The 20,847-nt window shown below is 38.2% G+C and carries 19 protein-coding genes; 18 read left to right on the top strand and 1 reads right to left on the bottom strand.

Annotation, left to right across the window (positions count from 1 at the left end; genetic code table 11):
• The first annotated feature begins 44 nt into the window (after positions 1-44).
• The 11 genes from BCL90_RS08155 (at position 45) to BCL90_RS08100 (ending at position 12,240) form a co-directional block, all read left to right on the top strand.
• Positions 45-491: a GatB/YqeY domain-containing protein gene (locus BCL90_RS08155; protein WP_121283549.1), complete on the top strand. Its 447-nt coding sequence runs from the start codon at positions 45-47 to the stop codon at positions 489-491.
• A 210-nt stretch (positions 492-701) separates the two neighbouring features.
• Complete coding sequence (locus BCL90_RS08150) at positions 702-1,466, top strand: alpha/beta fold hydrolase (protein ID WP_121283548.1); 765 nt, start codon at positions 702-704, stop codon at positions 1,464-1,466.
• The gene (locus BCL90_RS08145; RefSeq protein ID WP_121283547.1) at positions 1,467-2,129 is read left to right on the top strand and encodes a CBS domain-containing protein; all 663 of its coding nucleotides are present in this window, start codon (positions 1,467-1,469) and stop codon (positions 2,127-2,129) included. It abuts the gene before it with no gap.
• A gap of 9 nt (positions 2,130-2,138) precedes the next feature.
• Positions 2,139-3,020 (top strand): NAD kinase, encoded by an 882-nt coding sequence (locus tag BCL90_RS08140; protein ID WP_121283546.1) that lies wholly within the window; start codon positions 2,139-2,141, stop codon positions 3,018-3,020.
• 2 nt (positions 3,021-3,022) lie between these two features.
• On the top strand, positions 3,023-3,835 hold the full coding sequence (gene porG / locus BCL90_RS08135; protein WP_121283545.1) for a type IX secretion system protein PorG: 813 nt from the start codon (positions 3,023-3,025) through the stop codon (positions 3,833-3,835).
• Between the two features lie 19 nt (positions 3,836-3,854).
• Positions 3,855-4,595, top strand: a complete 741-nt coding sequence (locus tag BCL90_RS08130; RefSeq protein WP_121283544.1) for an isoprenyl transferase — start codon at positions 3,855-3,857, stop codon at positions 4,593-4,595.
• Positions 4,596-4,744: 149 nt separating this feature from the next.
• A complete protein-coding gene (bamA, locus tag BCL90_RS08125; RefSeq protein ID WP_121283543.1) occupies positions 4,745-7,288 on the top strand; it encodes an outer membrane protein assembly factor BamA in 2,544 nt (847 codons plus the stop codon).
• 99 nt (positions 7,289-7,387) lie between these two features.
• Positions 7,388-7,918 carry an OmpH family outer membrane protein gene (locus BCL90_RS08120; protein ID WP_121283542.1) on the top strand — a complete coding sequence of 177 codons (531 nt, stop codon included), beginning with the start codon at positions 7,388-7,390 and terminating at the stop codon, positions 7,916-7,918.
• A 63-nt stretch (positions 7,919-7,981) separates the two neighbouring features.
• The gene (locus BCL90_RS08115; RefSeq protein WP_121283541.1) at positions 7,982-8,560 is read left to right on the top strand and encodes an OmpH family outer membrane protein; all 579 of its coding nucleotides are present in this window, start codon (positions 7,982-7,984) and stop codon (positions 8,558-8,560) included.
• A 243-nt stretch (positions 8,561-8,803) separates the two neighbouring features.
• Complete coding sequence (murI, locus tag BCL90_RS08110; RefSeq protein WP_121283540.1) at positions 8,804-9,619, top strand: glutamate racemase; 816 nt, start codon at positions 8,804-8,806, stop codon at positions 9,617-9,619.
• A 719-nt stretch (positions 9,620-10,338) separates the two neighbouring features.
• Positions 10,339-12,240 (top strand): amidophosphoribosyltransferase, encoded by a 1,902-nt coding sequence (locus tag BCL90_RS08100; RefSeq protein WP_121283539.1) that lies wholly within the window; start codon positions 10,339-10,341, stop codon positions 12,238-12,240.
• An 866-nt stretch (positions 12,241-13,106) separates the two neighbouring features.
• Here BCL90_RS08100 and BCL90_RS08095 read toward each other — a convergent pair.
• Positions 13,107-13,733: a LysE family translocator gene (locus BCL90_RS08095; RefSeq protein ID WP_121283538.1), complete on the bottom strand. Its 627-nt coding sequence runs from the start codon at positions 13,731-13,733 to the stop codon at positions 13,107-13,109.
• 143 nt (positions 13,734-13,876) lie between these two features.
• Between BCL90_RS08095 and BCL90_RS08090 the strand changes: the two genes are divergently transcribed.
• The 7 genes from BCL90_RS08090 (at position 13,877) to BCL90_RS08060 (ending at position 20,840) form a co-directional block, all read left to right on the top strand.
• A complete protein-coding gene (locus BCL90_RS08090; RefSeq protein WP_121283537.1) occupies positions 13,877-15,313 on the top strand; it encodes an MFS transporter in 1,437 nt (478 codons plus the stop codon).
• 63 nt (positions 15,314-15,376) lie between these two features.
• The gene (locus BCL90_RS08085) at positions 15,377-15,835 is read left to right on the top strand and encodes a deoxycytidylate deaminase (RefSeq protein ID WP_121283536.1); all 459 of its coding nucleotides are present in this window, start codon (positions 15,377-15,379) and stop codon (positions 15,833-15,835) included.
• 143 nt (positions 15,836-15,978) lie between these two features.
• Positions 15,979-16,215 carry a type II toxin-antitoxin system Phd/YefM family antitoxin gene (locus BCL90_RS08080; RefSeq protein WP_166792126.1) on the top strand — a complete coding sequence of 79 codons (237 nt, stop codon included), beginning with the start codon at positions 15,979-15,981 and terminating at the stop codon, positions 16,213-16,215.
• The gene (locus tag BCL90_RS08075; protein ID WP_121283535.1) at positions 16,212-16,610 is read left to right on the top strand and encodes a type II toxin-antitoxin system VapC family toxin; all 399 of its coding nucleotides are present in this window, start codon (positions 16,212-16,214) and stop codon (positions 16,608-16,610) included. The genes BCL90_RS08080 and BCL90_RS08075 overlap by 4 nt, the downstream gene beginning before the upstream one ends.
• A 184-nt stretch (positions 16,611-16,794) precedes the next feature.
• The gene (guaA, locus tag BCL90_RS08070) at positions 16,795-18,324 is read left to right on the top strand and encodes a glutamine-hydrolyzing GMP synthase (protein WP_121283534.1); all 1,530 of its coding nucleotides are present in this window, start codon (positions 16,795-16,797) and stop codon (positions 18,322-18,324) included.
• A gap of 104 nt (positions 18,325-18,428) precedes the next feature.
• Positions 18,429-19,640 (top strand): type 1 periplasmic-binding domain-containing protein, encoded by a 1,212-nt coding sequence (locus BCL90_RS08065; protein WP_121283533.1) that lies wholly within the window; start codon positions 18,429-18,431, stop codon positions 19,638-19,640.
• Positions 19,641-19,670: 30 nt separating this feature from the next.
• A complete protein-coding gene (locus tag BCL90_RS08060) occupies positions 19,671-20,840 on the top strand; it encodes an RsmB/NOP family class I SAM-dependent RNA methyltransferase (protein ID WP_121283532.1) in 1,170 nt (389 codons plus the stop codon).
• The last annotated feature ends 7 nt before the right edge of the window (positions 20,841-20,847 follow it).

The raw sequence follows: 20,847 nt of genomic DNA, 5'->3' as shown, positions 1-20,847 counted from the left end.
GCAGTTAACAATTTAGCAATCCAGCAATTAAACAATTAAAAGAAATGATATCAACTACAATAGATCAGGAAATAAAAAAAGCCATGTTGGCTAAAAACAGTGCACAGTTAAGAGGTTTAAGAGCTATAAAAGCAGCTTTACTTTTAGCTAAAACAGAGAAAGGATCTTCAGAAGAAATTACGGAAGAAACTGAACTAAAAATTCTTCAGAAACTGATTAAACAACGCCGCGAATCTGCTGACATTTATAAGCAACAAAATCGCGAAGATTTGTATCAGGTAGAAGAAGAAGAAATTGAAGTGATTAACCAGTTTTTACCAAAACAGCTGGATAGGGCAGAGGTTGCTGTAATTATCGAAACAGTAATAAAACAATCTGGTGCTACATCGGTTAAGGATATGGGTAAGGTAATGGGTATGGCAAATAAAGAACTTGCAGGTAAGGCTGACGGTAAATTAATTGCGGAAATTGTTAAAGAAAAACTAGCTTAATTTAAAGCTAAAAGCAGAAAGACCAAAGCTGGAAGCTTATTATAAAATATGTATCTTGATACTTGTTTCTCGATACTTAATACTTGTTTCCCGATACCTAAAAATAGGTTTTTATACCGTTTTCGATTTTATTTCAGAAAAATGGCATATAAATGCATAAATTTAATTTTACTCTACTAACTTAGTAGCACAATACCATCTAAAATAGATATGACTTACCCGATAATAGAAGAAGACGGATTTAAATACATTGAAGCCGGAACAGGCGAGACATTGGTATTGCTACACGGCCTGATGGGCGAACTAAGCAATTGGGAACTGGTTATCGAACAATTTAAAGATCGCTATCGTGTAATTATTCCAATTTTACCAATTTACGACCTCCCTATTTTAACATTGGGCGTAAAAGCATTGTCGAGATATCTTCATCGTTTTTTAAAATATAAAAATTTAAACCAGGTAGTGCTTGTTGGTAATTCGCTTGGCGGCCATGTTGGTCTGGTATTTACCGTTGCACATCAGGAATTTGTTAAAGCGCTGGTACTTACAGGTAGTTCTGGTTTATATGAAAATGCTTTTGGAGGATCTTTCCCGCGTAGGGAGAGCTACGATTATATTAAAGAAAAGGTAGAATTTACTTTTTACGATCCGGCAACGGCAACTAAAGAACTGGTAGATGATGTTTTTAAAACGGTTAACGATAGATCAAGGGTTATTCGTATTTTAACCATGGCAAAATCGGCAATACGCCATAATATGTCTAAAGACCTTTCGAAGATTACTATACCGGTTTCCTTAATATGGGGCAAAAACGATAAGGTTACTCCGCCGGAAGTGGCAGAAGAATTCCACCAGTTATTGCCAAACTCAGAATTAAACTGGGTTGAAAAATGTGGGCATGCGCCTATGATGGAACACCCACAGGTATTTAACGCTTATTTAGAAAAATTTTTAGATAGAATATTGTTGAAATAAATGTTTGCAGCAGAAATCATATCAGATTCAATTCCATCACTAAGAACCGATGATACGGTGCAGAGAGCTTTAGATCGCATGAACGATTTTAAACTGAAGCATTTGCCGGTTGTTAATGAGGTAACTTTATTGGGTTTGGTTTCTGAAGATGATTTATTAAATATTGATAATCACGATACACTTTTAAGCGATAGCGCTGTAAACACGCTTAATGTTTTTGTGTTGAGTAATGCGCATACCTATGATGTAATCAGGTTATTTAGCCAGTTAAAATTAACCGTTATTCCGGTTCTGGATCAACAGAAAAATTATGCTGGTTTAATTCCGATCAGTAATATGGTAAATGCTGTTGCCGAACAGTATGCCGTAAATGAACCTGGCGGAATTATCGTTTTGGAGATTAGTAACCGTGATAATTCTCTGGCGCATATTGCACAGATTGTTGAAGCCGATAATGCACAGGTACTCTCTTCTTATGTAAATTCTTTCGAAGATTCCACACGCCTGGAAGTAACGCTCAAAGTAAATAAAACAGAAATCACTTCATTGGTAGCCTCTTTCGAAAGATATGATTATCTGGTTAAAGAGGTTTACAATAATACCCAGATTGATGATGGATCGCAGGAGCGTTACGATTCTTTCATGAACTATTTAAATGTATAAACCTGCTTTATGAGGATTGCAATTTACGGCAGAGATTTTAATGATACGGTTTTGCCCTATGTACAAGAGGTTTTTAATCATTTAGCTGAACACCATATTCAGCCTGTTTTATATTCTAAATTTAAAACATCCCTTCATGGTAAAATTAAATTGCCATCAAATACCGTTATTTTTCATAACCATACCGAACTCAAAGACCATGCTGATGTATTGTTGAGCTTAGGTGGAGATGGTACTTTACTCGATACCTTATCTTTGATCCGCAATTCGGGCATCCCCGTAATCGGGATTAACTTTGGCCGCCTGGGCTTTCTGGCCAGTATTAACAAAAACGAAATCGGATCAGCACTCAATGCGCTGATCAATAAAGAATATACCTTAGATTCCAGGTCACTTTTAACCTTAGAATCCGATAATCGTTTATTTGGTGAAGAAAACTTTGCGTTAAACGATATTACCATTCACCGTCGCGATAATTCGGCTATGATGATTATCCACGCTTCAATGAATAACGAGTTTATCAACTCTTATTGGGCCGACGGATTAATTATAGCTACCCCAACAGGCTCTACAGCATACTCTTTAAGCTGTGGTGGCCCAATCATTTATCCCGATTCTGAAAATTTTGTAATTACACCCATTGCACCGCATAACTTAAATGTAAGGCCGGTGGTTGTACCAGATGATAATAAACTCTCTTTTGAGGTAGAAGCACGCGAATCGAAATTTTTGGTTTCGTGCGATAGCCGAACCGTCACCGTAGAGCGTTCAGTAAAAATTAGCATAAAAAAGGCAGATTTCTGTGTAAATCTTATCCGCCTTAATAATGAAACCTATTTAAACACGTTAAGGAATAAATTATTATGGGGCATTGATACCCGTAACTACTAAGTATGGCGCCAGGCAAACAGCTATTAATTATCCTCTTTCTCATCTTTAGCTGGGAGTTCGTTCATGCACAGCGTGAAGTGATTGGTCAACCTTCCTGGGAAGTTGGGGGCATGGCTGGTGGCGCCGGTTATATGGGCGATCTTAATCAGGAGAATCCATTATATATCAGTGGTTTGTCTGGCGGATTATATGTAAAGCGCAATTTTAACCAATACCTGGGTGTCCGTTTAAATTATACTTTCGGGCAGATAAAAGCTGATGATTCCTATTCCAGCAACGAGCAGTTCCGCGAAAGAAACCTGCGTTTTAAAACATCACTGAACGAACTTAGCGGCCTGATCGATTTTAATTTTTTTAATTTTAGCATTGGTGGCGGAACACGTCAATTTACGCCGTACCTGTTTACGGGAGTGGGTTTACTGATGTTTAAACCGACTGTAAAAGTTAATGGCGAAAGGTACAGATTAGATAAACTAAAAACTGAAGGCCAGGAAAAAGACTATAATAACAAAGTTTTAACCATTCCGTATGGTGTGGGATTAAGATACAATTACAAAGGTACCTGGAGCGTTTTTACCGAATTGGGTTATAGAACACCGACTACCGATTATATTGATGATGTAAGTGGCCGTTATCCGGTTAACCCTGTGCTTGTTGGAGATGGCCCAAGCCAGGTTGATTTATCCGATCCTTCACGCTATCATATTGGACATTCGGGAACCCAAAGAGGCGATTTTCGAAAAAGGGACACTTATCTATTTGTTAGTGTTGGCATATCTTTTACCTTTGTATCCTCAAAATGCTATTCCTTTTAAGCTGATTTTGACATAATTAATGGGATTTAAAGAACAAATAGACTATAGCCGCCTGCCAAAGCACATTGCCGTAATCATGGATGGTAACGGAAGATGGGCAAAAGGCCAGGGCAAAATCCGGGTTTTCGGACATGAACAAGGTGTACTTTCTGTAAAAGATATTGTAGAAGGTTGTGTTGAGGTGGGTATTGAATACCTTACTTTATATGCTTTTTCTACTGAAAACTGGAACAGGCCTAAAGAAGAAGTAGATGCTTTGATGCAGATTCTGATTTCTACCATCAATAAAGAAACCGAAACACTTAATAAAAACAATATTAAGCTGAATGCCATTGGCAATATTGAATCTTTACCACAGGAGTGTATAGATGATTTAAAGGAAGCCATGGAAAAAACAGCCCATAACGAAAAATGTACCTTAACACTGGCACTAAGTTATAGTGCGAAATGGGAGATTTTAGAGGCCGCTAAAAAAATTGCATCAGCTGTAAAAGACAATGCCATTTCTTTGGATGATGTTAATGAAGAACTGTTTTCATCGAAACTAACAACTGTAAACATGCCCGATCCTGAACTCATGATCAGGACCAGTGGCGAACACCGTATCAGCAATTACCTGCTTTGGCAAATGGCTTATACCGAGTTTTATTTTACTGATGTTTTATGGCCGGATTTCAGAAGTGAAGATCTTTTCGAGGCCATTGTAGACTATCAAAAACGCGAACGCCGTTTTGGTAAAATTAGCGAGCAATTAAACTAATTTTTCTTTTAACACTTTTTAACAAGCGTTTAAGCTAACTTAGCACCACTTTTATACGATAAATGAAACCATAATAAGGGAACAGCGTAAAGAAATTCTGCTTTATAAAATACCGTTACCTTTTGGTCATTACTGAACAACTAATTTTAATGAAAAGAATATTTCAAGTTTTAATTCTACTAGTTTTAGCCGCTCCGGCCTTCGCTCAAGTACGTCCACAAGGTCAGGCTCCGGTAACCCCTTCTTTAAAGGTTGGTGGCTTAGATCTCGATTATTTTAGTCCAAAAGAATACATTATTGGAGGCACAACGGTAACCGGAACCCAATATTTAGATAAAGAAGTATTAATTACCTTGTCTAAATTAACTAAAGGCGATAAAATCGTTCTTCCCGGAGAAGCAACTTCTGATGCAATTAAAACGTTATGGGCGCAGGGTTTGTTTGATGATGTTAAACTTAACATCACAAAATTTGTTCAGGATTCTGTTTATTTTGAAATTGAAGTAGTGGAACGCCCACGCTTAAGTTCTATAGATTTAAAAGGTATTCGTAAATCTGAAAAAACTGCTATCCAGGAAAAGTTAAATGATAAAACGGGTAAAATCGTAAACGATAACTTATACAATACCACATCGGCCATTGTTAAAAAATATTTATTAGATAAAGGCTTCTTCTTTACCAAGATCGATTACAAAACGCGTAAAGATCCGAATGCAGAAAATAGTGTGGTATTAGAAGCATATATTGATAAAGGTCATCGCGTTAAAGTACAACATATCGATTTTACGGGAAATAAAGATTTCAAATCAGCAAAACTGAGAAAATACCTTAAAAACCCTAAACAGTTTGCGTGGTGGCGTTTTTGGGGCTCTGGAAAATTCGCAAAAGAAAAATACGAAGAGAACAAAGTTAAAATGATTGCTAAAATGCACGAGAAAGGTTATCGTGATGCGGAATTATTAAAAGATACCATTTACCAGTATAATAAGAAAAAAGTTAATATCAGAATGGACCTTTACGAAGGTAAAAAGTATTATTTTGGTAATATTACCTGGGCAGGTAATGCCATTTATCCGGATAGTATTTTGAAAAAAGTATTAACCATTGAAAAAGGTGATGTTTTTAGCGAAGAAAAATTAAATAAAAAATTAAATGGCGGTGGCGAAAACGGTGGCGACATTAACAGTATGTATACCGACAATGGATATTTAACTTTTAATATCGATCCGGTACAGACCAAAATTTATGGCGATACTGTTGATGTGGAATTACGCATGTACGAAGGACCGCAATATACCAACAACCGCATTACTATAAAAGGGAACACCATTACAAATGATAAGGTTGTTTTACGTGAGATCCGTACCAAACCGGGACAGAAATTTAACAAAAGTGATTTAATCCGTACCATTCGCGAAATTGGTCAGTTAGGTAACTTCGACGAGTCTAAAACGGTACCTACACCTCGCCCTAACCCGGCAGATGGTACTGTAGATATTGAATATGCAGTAGAAGAGAAACCTTCAGATCAAATAGAATTATCAGGTGGTTTTGGTGGTGGCCGTATTATTGGTACATTAGGTTTAACTTTCAATAACTTTTCATTACGTAACTTATTTAATTTAAAAGCTTATAAACCATTGCCAAAAGGTGATGGACAGAAATTAAGCTTACGTGGACAAACCAACGGTAAATATTACCAATCGTATAGCTTCTCATTCTCACAACCTTGGTTTGGTGGCGAGAAACCGGTAAGCTTTGGCGTGAGTGCATTTACCTCATTACAATCTAACGGCATCAGCAGCAGTGATCCGCTATTTCAAAAAATCCGTTTAAACGGGGTAACTGTTAGTTTAGGTAGAAGATTAAACTGGCCGGATAACTACTTCCAGTTAACCCACGCAGTGAGTTTACAACAGTATATCTTAAATAACTATACAGGTTATTTATTTAGCTCAGGTACATCTTATAACTTAAGTTTATCACAAGAAATCAGCCGCGATTCAAGAGATTCGCCAATCTTCCCTAAATCGGGATCATTTATCCGTTTCACTGTTCAGGCAACGCCACCATATTCACTGTTTAATAAAGTGAACTATGCAACGGCATCTGATAAAGAAAAATACCGTTTTACCGAATACCATAAATGGAAATTCGATTCGCAATGGTACCAACGTGTTGCAGGTAACCTGGTTGTTAAGGCGCAGGCACAATTCGGTTTCTTAGGGCAATATAGCCAGGCAGTAGGTCAATCCGCATTTGAGCGTTTCAAATTGGGTGGTGATGGTATGCAGGGATTCGATTTCTTACAGGGATCTGAACTGATCGCCATGCGTGGTTATGCAAACAATACCGTTATTCCAAATGGTTCTGATCCAAGAATTGCGCAACAATCTGGTAGCCCTATTTATACGAAATATGTACTAGAGGCGCGTTATCCGGTTATAGCAAGTCAGCAAGCTACAGCCTTTGTTTTAGCCTTTGCAGAAGCCGGTAATACCTGGAACAGGTTTGGTGATTTTAATCCTTTTAATGTGAGAAGATCAGTTGGTGTAGGTGCACGTATCTTCTTACCTATATTTGGTTTATTGGGTATTGATTACGGACATGCATTCGACAGGATCCCGGGAGTAGCTGATGGTGGTAAGCAAAACTTCACTTTCAGTATCGCACAACAATTAGGTGGATTTTAATTGATAAAGAGTAAAAATTTAACTAATTATGCAATAAATCATTGCAATAGGAGTTTAAAGAAAGCTTAGGTTATTATTATATCATTAACACACACACAAATGAAGAAGTATCTTTTTATCGCATTCCTGCTTTGCACTTCTTTTGGTGCTTTTGCACAGAAGTTTGCTTATGTAGACACGGAGTATATTTTGAAACATTTACCAGAATATAAATCGGCACTCAGTCAGTTAGATGTAGCATCTAAACAATGGCAACAACAGGTTGATCAGAATTTTTCTGAAATTGACAGGATGTACAAGGCTTATCAGGCAGACCAGGTTTTGTTAACTGATGATATGCGCAAAAGACGTGAAAACGAAATCATAGAAAAAGAAAAACAGGCCAAAGAATTTCAACGTTCTAAGTTTGGACCCGATGGAGATCTTTTTCAAAGCAGGGTGAAATTAATTAAGCCTATTCAGGATAAAGTAGCCGAGGCTATTAAACAGATTGCAAAATCCAAATATTTAGACTTCATTTTTGACAAGAGCAGTGAAGCAACAATGATGATTTATGCAAGTAGCAGTTACGACGTTAGTAATGATGTAATTGTAAAATTAGGTTATAAACCAGGGACTGTAAATAATTAGTATATTCGCCCCTGATTTTTTGAAGGAAAACAATTAGAAAAAAATAAAAAGTAAAATAAAACGATGAGAAAGTTAATTAACGTATTCTTTGTAGCAGCAGGGTTATTGTTTACAGCGAATATGGCAAGTGCACAACAAAAATTGGGTCACATTAATTCAGAGGAGGTTTTTGCAAATTTGCCTGAAGCTAAAGCAGCTCAAACTACTTTAGAAACCTTAGGTAAACAAAAACAAGCCGATATCGATGCAATGATCAAAGAATATCAAAGCAAAATGTCTGCTGCAGAAGCTAAACAAAAAACTTTAAGTGAAGCTAACAAAGAATCAGTAGGTAAAGAATTACAAGCTGCAGGTCAGGAATTACAGGATTTAGAAAAACGCATTACTGATGCGCGTACTAAAGCTTCACAAGATATAGGCACCAAACAAGGTGAATTATTCCAACCTATCCAGGCTAAAGTTGCAACTGCAATTTCTGCTGTAGCTAAAGAAAAAGGTTTAGCTTACGTTTTCGATATCGCAAACGGACAAGGTGGTAACAATTTAGTTTTCTGGGAAGGTGGTGATGATATTACTGCTTCAGTAAAAACTAAATTAGGAATCACTGCAACTGCAGCAAAACCAGCGGCACCTAAAAAATAGTCACGAGTGGTGAGTTCGGAGTCGAGAGTCTCCCTACCATTTCAAGATATAAGGCGGAATTAAGTTTAACTTAGTTCCGCTTTTTTTGTTTTTAGGATTTTCCTCATGCTGATCCGATAACTATCGGATTTATTTCAGCATCTTTGATGGCTGACTTCAGCGCAGCAGATCCTGAAACAAGTTCAGGATGACGACCGTTTTAAAGATATAACTTTTCAATATTTAGCAATAACTTCCAACACAATGCAGGCTTCGCCAATAGGTATTTTCGATTCAGGTTATGGTGGTTTAACGGTATTCCGTTCTATTGCCGATAAATTGCCCGATTATAATTATATCTATTTAGGCGATAATGCCCGCTCGCCTTACGGCGATCATTCTTTCGAGACCATTTATAAATATACCTTAGAATGCGTAGAATGGCTTTTTGCTAAAGGATGCCATTTGGTGATCCTGGCCTGTAATACGGCATCAGCAAAAGCGCTCAGAACAATCCAGCAGATCGATCTTCCTGCTAGGTATCCGGATAGAAGGGTATTGGGCGTAATCAGGCCTACGGCAGAGGTTATTGATGGATATACGATCACGAAACAAGTTGGGGTAATGGGAACCAGGGGAACGGTTAATTCTCAATCTTATCTTTTGGAGATCAATAAATTTTTTCCTGAGATTAAGGTTTACCAGCAAAGCTGTCCAATGTGGGTTCCGCTGATCGAAAACAACGAACACTTAGAGCCGGGAGCAGATTTTTTTATCAATGAATATTGCGATCAGTTATTGAGCCAATCGGCAGCTATTGATTGTGTATTATTGGCTTGTACACACTATCCTTTATTAATGCCTAAACTGAAAAAAGTATTTCCGGGTCATATAAGCGTTTTAACGCAAGGTGAGATTGTAGCCAGCAGTTTAGTTGATTATTTGAAACGACATCCTGAGATCGAAGAAAAATTAGCTAAAGGGAACGAAAGACATTTCTATACCAGCGGTGATCCTGCGGCTTTTGATGAACACGCCTCTATTTTTTTTGGAGAAGCGCTGAAATCAAATAAGATGTGATGGATATGGATTGTTGAATTGCCAGATTGTTTGATTGTTGACGGCCAATCGCCAGCTGGCATCGGTTAACTGTCAAATGCAAATTGTTAACTCTCAACAGATGTCTGGTTAGCACTGTTCACTAAGATGAAATATTAACGGATTGAGAATGTTCTTTGGGCAAGCCTATTCGCTTTGGAACCAGAAAAGAATGTATTTTAAGACTATGCTTGAACAGGTGTGCTTCGTACTTGCTGGCGGGCAGCATCGGCCCTGACTCACTAAGGAAAGCCCTTAATCAGACCCTGGCTTTACCTTTTAGGTAACCAAAAGGTAAAGAATAGGTAACCAAAGGGTAACCCTGGGGTTAACTTGGTGTACAGAAAGGGTAAACAACAGGTAAAGAAAGGGTAAACAATTTTTTGTTTGTCTTGTCTGAATGTCGTTTAATTTCCTCCAAACTTCTAACTCAACACTCCAGGCTAATTACTGTAGCAATTGCGCTACCCTGGTCAGTACTGTAGGAGAAGATAATGCTTCTGAAAAGGCAACAACTGCATCTTTTTCTGCTATACTTAATTTTAACCCTTTTAATAACTTATCGTTTTAAATTATTTTAATACTTCTAAATAACAGTTAAGTTGTATGATTCCAAATTAACCCCGTTGTGACAAAAGAAAACATTTTTGTTTAGGTTGTAATGGTTTAAAAGGATAACTTTGCGGCTTCAAACCCACACAATGAGTGATCAGATAAAACACGAATGCGGAATCGCTTTTATTCGCCTGTTAAAACCACTTTCTTACTACCAGCAAAAGTACGGTACAGCACTTTACGGCCTTAACAAATTATACCTTTTAATGGAAAAACAGCATAACCGGGGCCAGGATGGCGCAGGTATTGCCACCATTAAACTGGATATGAAACCGGGCAGTAGGTACATTAGCCGATACCGGAGCATGGCATCTAATGCGGTAGCAGATATCTTCGAATATGTACAGAACAAATTTGTCGATATCCAGGAAAACACGCCTGAATTAATGCAGGATACAGAATGGCTCAAAAACAACGTAAGCTTTATCGGCGAGGTGTTAATGGGCCATTTGCGTTATGGTACGCATGGTAAAAACAGCATCGAAAATTGCCACCCTTTTTTAAGGCAAAACAACTGGATGACACGTAACCTGGTAATTGCAGGTAACTTCAACATGACGAATGTTGATGAGTTATTGGAGCAATTGTACGAGTTAGGTCAGCATCCAAAAGAAAAAGCAGATACCGTAACGGTATTGGAAAAAATCGGTCACTTTTTAGATGATGAAAACCAGGAGCTTTTCGATCAGTATAAAAAAGAAGGGCATGATAACGTTGCAATCACACACAAAATATCTGATAATTTAGATATCGCGAATATTCTTCGCCGCTCGGCCAAAACCTGGGATGGAGGTTATTCGATCTGTGGTATGGTGGGTAACGGCGATTCATTCATTATGCGCGACCCTGCAGGCATCCGTCCGGCTTATTACTATTATGACGATGAGATTGTGGTAGCGGCTTCGGAAAGACCAGCTTTACAAACCGCATTCAATATCCAGTTTAAAGATGTTAAAGAGATCGATCCGGGTCATGCTTTAATCATCAAGAAAAACGGCGAGGTAAGCATGGAGCAATTCCGTGAGCCTACTGAAAGGTTATCTTGCTCGTTTGAGCGTATCTATTTCTCAAAAGGAAGTGATGTTGAAATTTACCGTGAGCGGAAACAGCTTGGCCGTTTATTGAGTGATAAAATTCTTCAGGCGGTTAATTACGATTTAAAAAATACAGTATTCTCATTTATTCCAAATACGGCAGAAGTGGCGTTTTTCGGAATGGTTGATGGTGTTCAGCAATACGTACGCAGGCACCAGAAAGATATCCTGTTACATAAAAAGGAAACACTTACAGATCAGCAGCTTGAAGACCTGTTGTCTTTAGCACCACGTGTAGAAAAACTTGCGGTTAAGGATGTAAAGCTAAGAACATTCATTACCCAGGATGCTGACCGGAGTGAAATGGTGGCGCACGTTTACGATACTACTTATGGTATTATCAATAACCACCAGGATACTTTAGTTGCGTTGGATGATTCTATCGTTCGTGGTACTACCTTAAAGCAGAGTATCATTAAAATTGTGGACCGTTTACACCCTAAAAAAATCATTATTGTTTCTTCTGCACCTCAGATCCGTTACCCTGATTGTTATGGTATCGATATGAGCAGAATGGGACAGTTCGTGGCTTTCGATGCGGCAATCCAGTTGCTTACCGAGCGTGGGATGTGGCAGGTGATCGAAGATGTTTACACTAAATGTAAAGCTTCGTTATTTTTACCTAAAGAGGAAATTGTAAACCACGTTAAGGAAATTTATAAACCCTTTACTCCTGAAGAAATTTCAGCTAAAATTGCACAGATTATTACCCCAAAAGGTACTGTTGCTGAGGTTGAAGTGATTTACCAAAGTTTAGAGAACCTGCATGAAGCTTGTCCGAAAAACAAAGGTGACTGGTATTTCTCAGGAAATTACCCTACACCAGGTGGTAATAAAGTGGTTAATAAAGCTTTTGTGAACTGGAAAGAAGGAAATAATCAAAGGGCTTATTAGCCCCTAAATCCCATAAAGGGAACAAGAATAACAAATAGCTCATAGTAATATGGGCTATTTTTTTGCGCTCATTATTATTGCATTATTTTAGCGGTTCGTGAGGGCACGAACCACGGCGCGGGAGGAAATCGTCATCTCTACCGAAGCAACGCGTAGCGGAGAGATCTTTAGACTATATTAAAAGATCTCTCCACTACGGTCGAGACGACGATACTTCGCGACTATTTAGGTTTTTACCACTGCATTTTCCTACCTAAACCTGACATTCGCGGAAAGCCCGGAGGCAAATTCTTCATTTGCTGAGGACTTGCAGCATTGGCAGGACTGACGCTTAATAGTAGCAATACAACTGCTTTTCAAAACTTTTAACCGTAAGGCACAATCGCTGATGTTGGAGGGCGAAGGTTGATGATTTTAGTAGTTTGTGAGGACACGAACCACGGCGGCAGGAGTGATGCTTAATAGTAGCAATACAACTGCTTTTCAAAACTTTTAACCATAAGGCACAATCGCTGATGTTGGAGGGCGAAGGTTGATGATTTTAGCGGTTCGTGAGGACACGAACCACGGCGGGAGGAAATCGTCATCTCAACCGGAGCAGAGCGTAGTGGAGAGATCTTTAGACTATATTAAAAGATCTCTCCGCTACGGTCGAGATGACGATACTTCGCGACTATTTAGATTTTTACTACTGCATTTTCCTACCTAAACCTGACATTCGCGGAAAGCCCGGAGGCAAATTCTTCATTTGCCGAGGACTTGCAGCATTGGCAGGACTAACAATAATAGTGGTACTGAACCTGCTTTTCTAAAAATGTTTGACCACCTAAGGCATTTAAGCGCATCTAAGCTGAGTATGTAATATATTATGCGTAAAACTTCAGATAAGTTTTAACGATCAGCCAAACGGCAAAGAAGATAATGACCACACCTGCAATTTTATTTAATTTTTTTAATGCGTCTTCTTTGATTTTATAACGGAGTTTACTGGAATAGAAACTCTTTGCGCCATCAATACTGAGTTGTGTGGCCATGGCAATAAAAAAGCAGACTAATTTCTCATTCAGCATGTTGTTGAGCTTAACGGAGATAATGCCGCTCACAATAATCCAGAACATGAGGGTGGAAGGCGTGAGGATGCACATTAAAAAACCTTTAAGCACATAACCTCTTTTACTCACTTTTTGTAGTGTGGTGCTATCGTAATGTACGGTGATCTTAGAAACCAGGTAATAAATGCCAACTGCAAGTAAAAATATACCGCCGATACTGCCAACGTATTTGTCAAATTCGGCTTTATAATCGACAAACTGGCTACCAAAAAGAACCAGGCCAATTAAGACCACATCGCTAATAATTACACCAACGGCTAAAGAGAAACCAGCTTTGAAGCCCCTTTCTATGCTCGTTTTAATCATTGCAAAAAAAACCGGCCCTGTTAAAAACGACGAAATAATCCCTGCTCCTATACCTAGTAATATGGCTTCAAACATGCATTGTGTTGTTTAGAATATGCGAATATGCAACTTTATACCTAAACATTTAACATTTATTTTTGTTGCATAGGTTGCATAAAAAATACTGGTTATTAGTTTTTTTTATTTATGTTTAGCCCCATTAAAACTAGATTTATAATATGAATTCAGAACAAACGCAAACCAAGTGGGCGCAATTTATTCCACTGGTCACTGTATTCTTCTTTTGGGGCTTTGTTGCCGCCAGTAATGACATTCTCATCCCGGTATTTAAAAAGGCTTTTGATTTATCGCAGGCCGAAAGCCAATTGGTTTCATTGGCATTTTACATTGCCTATACAGTGGGCGCCTTAATATATAATGGTATTTCTGTTATCATGGGGCAAGATATAGTAAACAAATTGGGCTACAAAAATTCGCTGGCACTAGGTTTGGTTATTTCTGCACTTGGAACCTTATTATTTTATCCTGCAGCAAATCTGCATTCATTTCCTTTAATGCTTTCTGGTTTATTTATTGTAGCATTAGGTTTCTCCTTACAGCAAACTGTTGCGAATCCGTTAGCTATTGCATTAGGACCAATTAAAACAGGCTCGCAACGCTTAACACTTGCCGGTGGTATTAATAACTTTGGTACAACCATTGGACCACTGATTGTAAGTTTCGCCATTTTTGGTTCTGCTGCAAATGCAAATACGAACATCAGTGTAGAAAGTGTTAAAATTCCTTATTTAATATTGGGAGTAGCTTTTATTGCAGTGGCAATTTTCTTAAAAATGTCATCGTTGCCTGATAGACCTGCTTTGGTTGAAGCGTCAGCAGATGATACTAAATCGATTAAGGGATCAGCTTTGCAATATCCACAATTGGTTTTGGGCATGATTGCTATTTTTGTTTACGTAGGTGTTGAGGTATCAACCGCAAGTAATTTGCCTGCTTACATGGAAAAAGATCTTGGTTTTGCCATTAAAGATATTGCTCCTTATATCTCTTTATATTGGGCAAGTATGATGATTGGACGTTGGACAGGTGCTGTTGAAGCATTTACCGATAACGTAAGCACGCAAAAAGTGTTAAGGTTTATTGCACCTTATTTGGCATTTGGTATCTTTTTAGCCGTAAATGCTATTGCGAAACATGACCTGGCTCCTTTTTATATATACGGCTTAATTATCTTAGTATTAATTGCTGCAGATATGGCAAGTAAGGGTAATCCGGCACGTATGTTACTCATCTTTTCGGCAATAGGTATTACTGCGTTGTTAATCGGAATGTTTACTAAAGGCATGGTAAGTGTTTATGCCATTACCAGTGTAGGTTTATTCTGTAGCACTTTATGGCCTTGTATTTTTACCTTGGCAGTAAGCGGTTTAGGTAAACACACCAGTCAGGGAAGTAGCTTCCTGATTATGATGATTATGGGCGGTGGTATCATTAGCTGGGCACAGGGTGCAGTATCAGAGTTTACAGGTATTCAACACAGTTACATCGTAGGGATCATCTGTTTTGCTTACCTGGCATTTTATGCCTGGAAAGTGGCATCGATATTAAGAGCACAAGGGATTAACTTCGACCAGAAAATTTCTGGCGGACATTAATTTTTAATAAAGTAATTTTGCAGCCACAGAGATTAATTTCTTTGTGGCTTTTTTAATTTCTATATGGCAGATAAACCAAGTTTCGATTCGATATTTATGAACCTTGCCACCGATTTGGCAGCCCGTTCGCATTGTGTACGTGCGCATGTTGGTGCAGTGTTAACAAAAGATACCCGCATTATTTCTATTGGCTATAACGGGCCACCAGCCGGTACGCACAATTGTGATGAGGAATGGCCAGAGCATGGTTGCGCACGCGATAGTAAGGGGAGCTGCTCTTTAGCCCTGCATGCAGAAGAAAATGCGATACTTTATGCCTCAAAAAATGGATCGAAAATAGAAGGATGTACTTTATACACTACTTTATCGCCTTGTATTGCCTGCGCCCGGCTAATTTTATCATCTGGTATTAAACTGGTATATTATTCTAAATCTTATGCGGCTTACAAAGGTTTGCCAAGCGATGAAGGTGTTGACTTTTTGAGGAAGTTTGGGGTAGAGGTAATTTTGATCGAATCTTAGAGGTTCACTGGTTCATTTGTCATTGGTTCATTTGTGACGGCAGGTCGTACATTGACTTATAAAGCTTATATCTAAAACATAGTGCAGTTTCATCTTGACAACTTGACAAGTTTTGTTTATATTTGATTACAAAATATTTAACTATGAAAACAATGTCGGTTGGAGAATTTAAAGCTCACTTTTCTGAAGTACTTGAAGATGTTAAGGCGGGTATTGGCATTGCAGTAACTTATGGGAGAAAAAAAGAGGTTATTGGCTATTTTCTGCCAGAATCTGGCAAAAGCAAAAATAAAAGGAAATTAGGCCCGTTGGAAGGTAAAGCTCAAGTGATTTTTAATGATGATTTTGCAATGACAGATGAAGAGCTTTTGGGATTATGATTTATTTATTAGATACACATGTGTTTTTGTGGACAATAATTGATACAAAGAGACTTTCAGAAAAAGCACTTTCTGTTATTGAAAATAGCGAGAATACGATTTTTGTAAGTGCGATTAGTCTTTGGGAAATATCGCTTAAATATGCTTTGGGTAAACTCAATCTTATTGGTTTAGAACCTAACGAATTGATTGGTCAGGCAAAGGCTTTGGGATTTGAGTTGATACCAATTTTGCCAGAATCAGCAGCAAGTCACTATAAATTAAACGCAGACTGGCACAGAGACCCTTTTGATAGGATGTTAATATGGCAAGCTATTCAAAAAAATATAATCTTAATTAGTAAAGATGAAAATATCAATAAATACCAATCTGTAGGTTTAAAGGTTGTTTGGTGATTATTGTTTCAATGGTTCATTTATTATTAGTTCATTAGTACCTGCAAGTTGTATACAGGTTAACCGGTTAATTGTTTAAATCGCTTAATTGACTTCAGACTCCGGACTACCGACTCCGGACTTTTTCCTTCAAAAATCTCAAATCTCCCCTCTCAAATCTCATATCTAATTGGTACCTTTGCGGATGCAAGAAAAAATCATTATCGTCGATTTTGGTTCGCAATTTACACAACTCATCGCTCGTAGGGTTCGCGAACTAAATATTTACTGTGAAATATATCCATACAACAATCTTCCTGAGATTACCGAGGACGTAAAAGGTGTTATCTTTTCAGGTAGCCCATACTCTGTTCGCCAGGAAGATGCACCTCAAATTGATTTATCAAAATACCATTTAAAATATCCTTTATTGGCAGTTTGTTATGGTGCACAATATATTGCCCAACATTCTGGTGGTGCAGTTCAGCCATCTTCAACACGCGAGTATGGCCGTGCTAACCTGAATTTTGTAAACCAGGAGAATAAACTATTCAAAGGCATCAACATCGGTTCACAAGTTTGGATGAGCCATGGCGATACCATTACCGATATTCCTGAAAATTTTGAACTGATTGCCAGTACAGACAGTGTAAAGGTAGCGGCTTATCACATTAAGGATTCTGATACTTATGCCATCCAGTTTCACCCTGAAGTAACGCATAGTATTGATGGGAAAATCCTTTTAGAGAACTTCCTGGTTGATATTTGCGGATGTAGCCAGGACTGGACTTCTGCTGCATTTGTTGAAACCACAATTGCCGATATTAAAGCTACTGTAGGTAATGATAAAGTTGTTCTGGCGCTTTCAGGTGGTGTTGACAGCAGTGTTGCTGCGGTACTTTTACATAAAGCCATTGGTACAAACCTACACTGTATATTTGTTGATAATGGTTTATTGCGTAAAAACGAATATGAAAGTGTTTTAGAGCAGTATAAAGATTTCGGACTAAACATTAAAGGGGTTGATGCAAAGGATAAGTTCCTGGGACAGTTGGCTGGAGTAGAAGATCCGGAAACAAAACGTAAAATCATTGGTCGTGTGTTTATCGAAGTTTTCGACGAAGAATCTCATCTGATTCAGGATGTGAAGTGGTTGGCACAAGGTACAATTTACCCGGACATTATTGAGTCAGTTTCGGTTAAAGGGCCATCAGCAACCATTAAATCGCACCATAATGTAGGCGGTTTGCCGGATTTTATGAAACTAAAAGTAGTTGAGCCTCTTAAAACCTTATTTAAAGATGAAGTAAGAAGAGTAGGTACTGCTTTAGGCTTAGAATCGTTTATTTTAGGTCGTCACCCATTTCCAGGACCAGGCTTAGGTATCCGCATTATTGGAGAGGTTACTCCTGAAAAAGTAGCCATTTTGCAAGATGCCGATAAAATTTATATCGATAATTTAAAAGAAGCAGGTTTATACGATCAGGTATGGCAGGCCGGAGCCATCTTTTTACCCGTAAGATCGGTAGGGGTGATGGGCGATGAACGCACCTACGAAAATGTAATTGCATTGAGAGCGGTTGAATCGCTTGATGGTATGACCGCAGATTGGTGCCATTTACCTTACCCGGTACTGGCTAAAATTTCTAACGAAATTATCAATAAAGTTAAAGGGATTAATAGAGTGGTATATGATATCAGTTCTAAACCACCTGCAACGATAGAGTGGGAATAATTCAGTTGTGAGTTTTCAGTTTGGAGTCCAAACTGCATAAAATAAATGTGATGCTAGCAAGGTGGAATAAACTTTGCTAGCATATTTTGTTAAAAACGATAGGTATGAATTTCAAGAAGGTTTATGGATTGCTGGTTTTGTTTACGATAGTTTTGGGTGCATGTTCGCCTAAAATCAGGACACCCAAGCCCGAAAAGAGTAAACCGGATGAAAAAGAGAAACCTGCAGATAAAAAGCCTGTCAAAAAGTTTTCACAGGCAAGTGTTTCCCTGCTTGTTCCCTTTAAATTAAACGAGCTGAAATTAAAAACAGCCACAAAAGCCGATATCGAGAAATACGCGATGCCTATCGATTTTTATCAGGGCTTTAAACTGGGGTTGGATTCTGCCGCGGCCCTGGGTTTAAATTTTAAACTAAATGTTTTCGATACAGAGGATGACAATGCACATATATCCCTTTTGTACAGAAATGAGCGTTTTAAACAAAGCAATTTAATCATTGGTCCTGTTTTTCCTGAAGGATTAAAGTTTATCTCCAATTACGCCAAAGAAAATAATGCAATCATTGTATCTCCATTGGCCGCCTCCGAACCTGCTGAATTTAACAATCCAAATCTGGTGTCGATTGTAAATAATATTGGCTTACATGGTAAAAAGATTGCAACCTATCTGGCTAAAAATTACAATCCCGCTAATACGATAGTGGTATTGATTAATCCTAAAAAAACGGAAGACGAGCAATTTGCAGCACCAATAAGGAACTATCTTCAAACCAATACCAAATTTATGGTGCAGGAGTATGCTTCGGTTTATACCTTTGAAACAAGGATGATCAAAGGCAAACAATATGCCGTGGTGATTACCTCATCCGACCGTGCTTTTGTACTCCCTACTATCGAAAAACTGTATAAATTAAAACATCTTGCGGCAGGTGGATATAACATCTCGCTTTTTGGGCACCCGAACTGGGTTAAACAGAATTACCCTACCGATAAACTGCAGGATCTGAATGCGATCATCAGCTCGTCCTATAAAATAGACTATAAAAATAGTTCCGTAGTAACCTTTATCAAGAAATACCGTTATAGATATGGTTTTGAGCCAGGAGAATATGCTTTTAAAGGATTCGATGTTGGCTATTATTTTGGCAAACTACTGGTAACTTACGGCGAAGATTATAGAGATTATATTGTAAAGGATAGGTACAGAGGGCTGCATAATAATTTTTCATTTATCCATGACGAAAAATTAGGCTATATTAACACCAGTTTAATGCTGTTGAAGTTTAAAAACTTTGCTTTAAGCCCAGTTGAGTAATCTATCATTTTCTTCCATTTTAATTATTGCATGAGAGCAGATCATCAGTTAAGAGCCTTTGAACAGATTTTAAATAGTTATGATGGAAGTTTGCCTTTACATCGTTTTCTTCCCGCTTATTTTAAACAGCATAAGCAAATGGGTTCGTCAGACAGGAGATGGGCTACCCGGCATATTTATAGCTTTTTTAGATTAGGAAAAGCTTTACCAACGCTTCCTCAGGAAGTCCGTTTGAGTGTTGCAGATTTTCTGTGTCACGATACTTTAAGCTTGCTGGTGGAGAAGAATTTACCAGATTTAAAGGAAAATATCACTTTGTCGCTTGAGGAAAAATTAACGCTAATTAAAGTTAAATATCCCGATTTTAATCCGGAAGACGTTTATCCTTTCCATACAGCACTTTCTGGCGACATTGATAAAGAAGCATTTTTTACCTCGTTCTTTAAACAGCCCGATCTTTTTATCCGGGTGAAAGCTGAAGATGCTGCGGCAATTAGCTCTAAATTGGAAGGTGAAAATATTGTGGTTAAAGCGATTACTGATACCGCCCTGGCTTTACCCAATGGAACCAAGCTTGAAACCCTTTTAAATGAGGGAAGTTATCAGGTTCAGGATTTATCCTCACAACACACTGGCTTATATTTTAAGCCTGATAAATGGGACAAATGGTGGGATTGCTGTGCCGCATCGGGCGGCAAAACCCTGCTGTTGCATAGTTTGGAGCCTGTGATCGAGCTTTTGGTTTCTGATCTGAGAGAAAGTATATTATTAAACCTGGATGAACGTTTCCGCTTGGCTGGCATTAAAAAATACCATAAAAAAGAACTGGATCTTTTGCAGAACAATGATCAGGTTTTGCACCATTATCAGTTTGACGGAATTATTTTAGACGCGCCTTGTACAGGTTCAGGAACCTGGGGAAGAACACCAGAAATGCTTACTTTTTTCGAAGAACGTAAAATCAATCAGTTTGCAACCATCCAAAAGGGCATTGTACAGAACGTGGTAAAATACTTAAAACCAGGTAAACCTTTAATTTATATCACCTGTTCTGCTTTTGCACAAGAGAATGAAGCTGTTGTGCAGCATATACTCGATACACTTCCATTAGAATTGGAAAAGATGGAACTGATAAAAGGTTACGAAAATAATGCTGATACGATGTTTGTGGCAAGGTTGATTAAGAGGGGCCAGGATTAGAAGATTT

Origin of the sequence: Pedobacter alluvionis, from assembly GCF_003664035.1 — a bacterium.
Classification (GTDB): domain Bacteria; phylum Bacteroidota; class Bacteroidia; order Sphingobacteriales; family Sphingobacteriaceae; genus Pedobacter; species Pedobacter alluvionis.
This window is presented reverse-complemented; position numbering and strand designations above follow the sequence as displayed.

Coding starts and splice junctions, on each gene's coding strand:
- murI (WP_121283540.1), top strand. CDS start 8,804: ATGCAGGCTTCGCCAATAGGTATTTTCGATTCAGGTTATGGTGGTTTA.
- BCL90_RS08080 (WP_166792126.1), top strand. CDS start 15,979: ATGAAAACAATGTCGGTTGGAGAATTTAAAGCTCACTTTTCTGAAGTA.
- BCL90_RS08090 (WP_121283537.1), top strand. CDS start 13,877: ATGAATTCAGAACAAACGCAAACCAAGTGGGCGCAATTTATTCCACTG.
- porG (WP_121283545.1), top strand. CDS start 3,023: ATGGCGCCAGGCAAACAGCTATTAATTATCCTCTTTCTCATCTTTAGC.
- guaA (WP_121283534.1), top strand. CDS start 16,795: ATGCAAGAAAAAATCATTATCGTCGATTTTGGTTCGCAATTTACACAA.
- BCL90_RS08150 (WP_121283548.1), top strand. CDS start 702: ATGACTTACCCGATAATAGAAGAAGACGGATTTAAATACATTGAAGCC.
- BCL90_RS08100 (WP_121283539.1), top strand. CDS start 10,339: ATGAGTGATCAGATAAAACACGAATGCGGAATCGCTTTTATTCGCCTG.
- BCL90_RS08145 (WP_121283547.1), top strand. CDS start 1,467: ATGTTTGCAGCAGAAATCATATCAGATTCAATTCCATCACTAAGAACC.
- BCL90_RS08060 (WP_121283532.1), top strand. CDS start 19,671: ATGAGAGCAGATCATCAGTTAAGAGCCTTTGAACAGATTTTAAATAGT.
- BCL90_RS08085 (WP_121283536.1), top strand. CDS start 15,377: ATGGCAGATAAACCAAGTTTCGATTCGATATTTATGAACCTTGCCACC.
- BCL90_RS08095 (WP_121283538.1), bottom strand. CDS start 13,733: ATGTTTGAAGCCATATTACTAGGTATAGGAGCAGGGATTATTTCGTCG.
- BCL90_RS08140 (WP_121283546.1), top strand. CDS start 2,139: ATGAGGATTGCAATTTACGGCAGAGATTTTAATGATACGGTTTTGCCC.
- BCL90_RS08130 (WP_121283544.1), top strand. CDS start 3,855: ATGGGATTTAAAGAACAAATAGACTATAGCCGCCTGCCAAAGCACATT.
- BCL90_RS08065 (WP_121283533.1), top strand. CDS start 18,429: ATGAATTTCAAGAAGGTTTATGGATTGCTGGTTTTGTTTACGATAGTT.
- BCL90_RS08155 (WP_121283549.1), top strand. CDS start 45: ATGATATCAACTACAATAGATCAGGAAATAAAAAAAGCCATGTTGGCT.
- bamA (WP_121283543.1), top strand. CDS start 4,745: ATGAAAAGAATATTTCAAGTTTTAATTCTACTAGTTTTAGCCGCTCCG.
- BCL90_RS08120 (WP_121283542.1), top strand. CDS start 7,388: ATGAAGAAGTATCTTTTTATCGCATTCCTGCTTTGCACTTCTTTTGGT.
- BCL90_RS08075 (WP_121283535.1), top strand. CDS start 16,212: ATGATTTATTTATTAGATACACATGTGTTTTTGTGGACAATAATTGAT.
- BCL90_RS08115 (WP_121283541.1), top strand. CDS start 7,982: ATGAGAAAGTTAATTAACGTATTCTTTGTAGCAGCAGGGTTATTGTTT.